The sequence below is a fragment of the Planktothrix sp. FACHB-1355 genome, from assembly GCF_014748295.1.
Taxonomy (GTDB): Bacteria; Cyanobacteriota; Cyanobacteriia; order Cyanobacteriales; family Aerosakkonemataceae; genus Aerosakkonema; species Aerosakkonema funiforme_A.
The window spans coordinates 1-6,107 of the sequence record NZ_JACJUP010000320.1; the positions used below are offsets into that span (position 1 = coordinate 1).

Genomic DNA, 6,107 nt, shown 5'->3' on the forward strand with positions numbered 1-6,107 from the left:
AGTATGGTAACTATCAATCAAAATCTTAAAAAAGCTTTTGAGGGGCAATTTAGCGGCACAAGTGTGAGCATCCAAGCCAATGGTTCCGATCGCGGCATTCAAAACTTGCTTGATGGCAAAGCAGATATTGCGGCGATTTCGCGTCCGCTGACCGCACAAGAACAGGCGCAAGGTTTGCAAGCGGTGGCGATCGCATCTGATGCCATTGCCTTGGTTGTTGGCATCAATAATTCCTTCACAGGAGGACTGACTTCACAACAAGTTGAAGCTATTTTTAAAGGTACGATTACCAATTGGTCGGCAGTTGGCGGTGCGGCACAAAATTTGCGGGTAATTAATCGTCCGAAAATTAGCGGCACTCATCAAGTTTTTAAAGAATTGGTATTGAAAAATGCTAATTTCGGTACGAGAGCGAACTTTACTACTTTATCAACTGATGCGACAACGCCACTGTTAAGAGCGTTGGGTAATGATGGCATTGGCTATGCTACTTACGCACAAGTGGTAAATCAGAAAACCGTGCGTACTATTGCGGTTAACGGGGTGCTACCGGATCGTCCTAATTATCCCTATAAACGGACGCTGTTTTATGCGTATAAAAATTCCGCTTCACCGGGAGTAAAAGCGCTTTTGAATTACGCAACTTCACCGCAAGGGAAGCAAGCAATTAGTTCGGAAAATTAAAGAGAGTTTTTATCTATGGAAAAGCGATTAAATCAAGAAGAATTGGCAAAAATAGTGGCGGAAGTGGAAAGACTTTCTCAACGTCAGTCAGAGGAACTTTCTTAAGAACAAGTGCAGGAGATTTTAAGAGAATTGAATCTGCCGCCAGAGTTGTTAGATGAAGCGATGATTCAGTTACGGCGGCGGGAAGCTTTGTCAGCTCAGCAGCGACGAAATCGCTGGATATATGGTGGAGTAGCGGCGGCGGCGATTGTGGCGATCGCATCTACGGGATTTTTTATACAGCAAAATCAACAAGCGATCGCTCGCGTTTCTGCACAACAAGACCGCATTACTTTAGCACAAGATAACGGCGGGAATTTAGCAACCATTAACCGCCAAATTAATCCGGAAGTTTTCTATCGCGTGACTTTGAAAGATGCGCCGATCGGCCAAAAATTATCTCTTGCTTGCGATTGGATTTCTCCCAGCGGTCAAGTGGTGAAACAAAACCGCTATCAAACTCGCGAAATTGATAAATCTGTTTGGAATACTTATTGCCGCAATCAACTGGGAACGGCTGCACCAACGGGAACTTGGAAGGTGCAAATGTTCCTGTCAGGTCGTCCTATTAGCGATGCTTCTTTTGAAGTAAAATAATCGGTATGAAAGGCATCGTACAAAGTTATCAATTTTTAGGATTCTGGGGTTACGGTAAGCAATCGGAATTGGAGGATTTACTAACCAGGATTTTCGCTCGAATTTCCAGCCAGATATCTCTGCAAAATTTGAGAATTTATAACACGGAACAAACCGAATACGATTTAATTTCCGATGTTTTCGATTTGTCAAATAGCGCCAAACCAGAATTATATTCTAAGGCGCGTAACGATGAAATAGGTAATTCGTTTAGTGGCTGTGGAATTTCAGCATCTGGCTTATTTACCTACAAACAATATGACAGTTCGATGTTACCTGATGCTTGGGTAAAGATAGAAGAAAATCACCTAATTTTAGGACGAGAACCTTTCGGACGAGTGCCGTTATTTTGGACTAAAATCGGAGAAATTATCTGGTTTGCGTCGCGATTGGAATTACTGTTACCTTTACTGGAAACTCCACAGGTAAGCATTCCGGGATTGTACGGCTATAGCTGTTTTTCTTACGTTCCCACACCCCTAACACCTGTGAATGAAGTGTTAGCAGTTCCGGCTGGTACGGAGATAATTTGGTCGAGCAAAAGTGAATCAAAAATTATTTGGCAAACTGGCACAAGAAAATTACACGAGTGGAAAGAAGGGATACAACAGATTAAGGATGAAGAAAAAGCGATCGCACAACTGCAAACCCTCCTAAAAGATGCCATTGACCGCCAAATTACTGACTTAAACGATGAGCCGGTTGGCGTATTTCTTTCGGGAGGTTTAGATTCTTCAGTCGTCGCCGCGTTACTCGTTCAAGCCGGAGTAAAAGTTCGCGCCTATACCCTAAATTTCGGTGCGGCGGGAATTCCCGAATATCCTTACGCCGAACAAGTTGCTGAATATTTGCAAATTCCTTTAGTAAAAGTAGATGCCAAACCGCGACAAATTCAAAAAGCACTAATTCCCGCCATACAAGCATTAGATTTACCGTTTGGAGATGGGGTAACTGTACCTTTATTTCTGTTATCCCAAGCCGCAAGTCAAGAAACTCAGATTATTTTCAACGGCGAAGGAGGCGATCAACTATTTGCGGGATGGACGAATAAACCATTAATCGCCGCTGGGATTTACGAAACCGAACATCCCGATGGGGAACAAACATTCGTACAGCAATATCTGCGGACATTTCATCGCCTTTGGGGATATGAGGAGCAAATTTATCAGCCAGAATTGTACGCGCAAATTCAACATTTGCAGCCGGGAGATTGGTTGAGGGAAGCTCTCAATCCAGCTTTTTCCACTTCTTTATTACAGCGCCTGCGCCGCGCCACATTAATGTTGAAAGGAGCGCAAAATATTCATCCCCGCGCCACAAATTTAGGTTTTGCGAATGGATTGAAAGTGCGATCGCCTTTTTGCGACATACCTTTAGCAGAATGGACATTTCGACTTTCGGGAGAACTTTGCCTCAAGGGTGCTTGCGAGAAATACATCCTCAAAAAAGCGGTGGAAAATTGGTTACCCCCAGACATTGTTTGGCGACAAAAACGCGGTATGGGAGTTCCCTTAACTTCCTGGTGCTTAAATGAATTATGGCCGCAAATTGGCACTTGGCTCAACCCCGGTAGACTTCGCCAAGAAAACCGCTTTTATCCATATTTGGCAGAAAAAATTGTCGAAGGTAAGCTGGGAGGTGCAATTACCGGACGCCGAATTGGGGAAATTCTCTGGTTGTTGATTATTTGGCAATTATGGCGATCGCAAGTTTTAGGCGAAGCAGCAAACGATAAATCTTGGGATCATCCGTTTTGGTTGCCAAATTGGTTATGGAGGTATAGCAAGCGATGGAAAAATTAGAAGTAAGCAGCAGAGAAGCAGAGGAGAATTTAACTTTATGCGCTCGTTCCTCTTTGGCAACGCTTCCTTTTTCTGTTGAATTAGCACAAGAATTATTGACGACTTACGGTTCGCCACTTTATGTTTATCAAGGCGATTATTTGCGCCAAACTATTCAGCACATCAGCCAAGCAATTCCCTATCCTCGCACTCAGTTTCGCTTTGCTAGCGTGACTAATGGCAATATCGCATTGCTGCAAATTTTTCGGGAATTGGGGTGGGGATTGCACGCCAATACTCCCGGCGATATTTATTTGGGACTTCAAGCGGGATTTGCTGCCGATCGCATTGTTTATAGTGGCAGTAATTTGAATCGCGAGGAGATGGAACAAGTTCTGCACTGGGGAATCAGAACGCTGAATTTAGATAGTCTCGCACAGTTGCAATTGTGCTGCGACATCTATATATATATGCAAAAATTGCTATCATCTTCCACGCTGCGATTGGGATTGCGTTTAAACGAACCCGAATTAACTGGAGAAAGTCGCATCGGAGTTCGTCCCAGCGAATTACAAGCTGCTGTTGCGATCGCCAGAAATGCGGGATTGAAACTTGGCGGGTTGCATTTTTATCGCGGAACGGGAACGAATGCGACTAAAGCATTTACGCAAGTAATCGATGATGTGATTTCTATTGCACAGCAATTACCCGATTGGGAATATTTAGATTTTGGCGGCGGTTTCGGTTATCCTTATCGTCATGGTGGCGCAGCTTTTGATTGGGAATTGTTTGGTGCGGAATTAACGGAACGCCTGAGTAATTTGGAACGGAAAATCGATTTAGTCATCGAACCGGGACGAGCTGCGATCGCCGGATGTGCGACCCTACTTGCTGAAGTCGTTTCTGTGAAATGGCAAGGGAAAAAACAAATCGTTGGTGTTGATACAACTGTCGCCAATCTTTCCGTTCCTTCGGTACATGGGGGATATCGAGAAATTGTGAGTTGGAAGGATAACTTAGAGGGAGAAAGACAAAAATTTGTTACCGATGTTTGCGGTAATACGACTTATTCGCGAGATTATTTGGGTAAAAATTGCCTGTTACCTGCTTTGGGAATGGGAGATATCTTGGCAATTTTAGATGTGGGTGCTTATGGTTTTGCCATGTCTTCCCATTTTTTACATCGTCCCAAACCCGCAGAAGTGCTGCTCGAAAATGGCAAGCATCGCCTAATTCGCAAGCGAGAAGATTACAGCGTTTTGCTGGCAAATCAAGTTTTTGATGTGAGGGAATAGGTAATATGAAATGTATTGCTTGCGGAACTAATAATAGTTTGCGCGATCGCACGCAGAATCGGGGACTGTGTAAGCAGTGTCAGCATCCCTTTGCCTTTGAACCGGCGAATATGAGTGGGGTTAAAATAACCGATCGTTTTTTTGCGGATGCGATCGCCGATATTTCCGCCAGCGGCAGTTTATTTTTTACCTTCAGGCAATTGCTTTACATTTTAGATAGGCGAGTCAAAAAAGTAAAAATTTCTGACCTCGAAGACGATAACTTCTTTTTCCCTTTGATTACTTCGCTAATTACTTTTGCGATTTGTTTTGGTTGGGGATTTTTAAAAGAGATAGATTATCCTTTCTTCCTAGCTGCTATTTTTGGTATGGTGGCTTATGGAATTTCTGGTGCAGTCGCGCAACTGGTGAATCCCGGTGCAGGCGGAACGGTAACGCCAGAACAACTTCAAGAGTGGATTGATGCTTGGCAAAAAGTCAATCAACCAATCGAAAAATTACTGCCAAAACCGCAAGCAGAAAACAACACAAGCACGATAAATAGGGAAATTAGCAGCTATAGTTTTGACCGAGTTGTGATTTGCGAAAAAGATGCGATCGCGCAACTTCTCATCGCCAATAACTTCCACTTTGAAAATAACTGTGCGGTTTTAAGTGCAAATGGGTATCCGCAAGGCATTTTTAACACCGTTTTGCAAATGCTACGCCGTAACTCAGAACTAAAAGTTTATATCCTCCACGATGCGAGTCCTCAAGGGATTAATTTAGTTCGCACTATTCGCACCAGTTCCGATTGGTTTGGCAATCAAACAGTCCCAATTGTTGATGTGGGATTATTACCTCGTCAGTTTTTGTCGCGTTTCAAGGTAGATGTGCGAATTTCACAAGCTAATGCTGTCTTTGCGAAACAGCTACCTCCGATAGTTTTGCAAACTTTAACAGACAAAGAAGTGCGCTGGTTACAAGCAGGGAAATTTGTCGAATTGGAGTCTTTCACTCCCTCCAAAATTGTGAATATTTTGCATAAAGGAATTGCCATGAGTCAAAATGCTGCAAATAGCGATAATCTATTGTTAAATGACGCCGATACAGACTATGTATATAGCGTCGAGAATTTTGGTTAAACAATTATGAGGATAACAAATTATGAAATGCAGTCAATGCGGAACCGATAATACCCTCAAAGATCGCACCGACAATTCCGGACGGTGTAAAAATTGCAATCATCCCTTTGCTTTTGAACCGACTAGCATGGGACTTATTAGAATTACCGACTCCTTTTTTGCGAAGGCGATCGCAGATATTTCCGCTAACAACACCCTGTTTTTTACACCCAAACAGCTGCTCTACTTTTTAGACCGCCGAGTCAAAGGTAAGAATTTATCATCCACTTTTGGGTGTGTATTTATGTACATATTTTCAATATTTGTGGGAATATTTTTTGGTATTATGCTCATCGGTATTTCTAATAATTTATCATTTGGTTGGCTGCCGATCGTAATTTTAAACATTCTCGTCATACTTGGAGGTATTAACAGCAGCCAAGTAGCCACCTACAATTACAAAACTCGCCAAAAAAGCGCTAAAGCATTGCGGATTATTGGCGGAATTAATCTAATATTCGGCATTTTCTTTAGTCTGGCATTTAACTTTTTTCCTTTGTATGCGA

5 protein-coding genes and 1 pseudogene are annotated in these 6,107 nt (G+C 42.8%); all 6 read left to right on the plus strand.

The features are described from left to right. Positions 1-684 (plus strand): phosphate ABC transporter substrate-binding protein (locus H6S82_RS14800; protein ID WP_191056362.1); only part of this gene is annotated, 684 nt, incomplete at its 5' end. 111 nt (positions 685-795) lie between these two features. Next, positions 796-1,323, plus strand: a complete 528-nt coding sequence (locus H6S82_RS14805; RefSeq protein ID WP_347339502.1) for a DUF3859 domain-containing protein — start codon at positions 796-798, stop codon at positions 1,321-1,323. A gap of 5 nt (positions 1,324-1,328) precedes the next feature. After that, on the plus strand, positions 1,329-3,164 hold the full coding sequence (locus H6S82_RS14810; protein WP_190471246.1) for an asparagine synthetase B family protein: 1,836 nt from the start codon (positions 1,329-1,331) through the stop codon (positions 3,162-3,164). Continuing rightward, positions 3,152-4,438 (plus strand): decarboxylase, encoded by a 1,287-nt coding sequence (locus tag H6S82_RS14815; protein WP_190471250.1) that lies wholly within the window; start codon positions 3,152-3,154, stop codon positions 4,436-4,438. The genes H6S82_RS14810 and H6S82_RS14815 overlap by 13 nt, the downstream gene beginning before the upstream one ends. 5 nt (positions 4,439-4,443) lie before the next feature. Further along, complete coding sequence (locus H6S82_RS14820) at positions 4,444-5,562, plus strand: hypothetical protein (RefSeq protein WP_190471252.1); 1,119 nt, start codon at positions 4,444-4,446, stop codon at positions 5,560-5,562. Positions 5,563-5,584: 22 nt separating this feature from the next. Continuing rightward, positions 5,585-6,107 (plus strand): annotated as a pseudogene (locus H6S82_RS14825) (hypothetical protein); the annotation flags it as partial.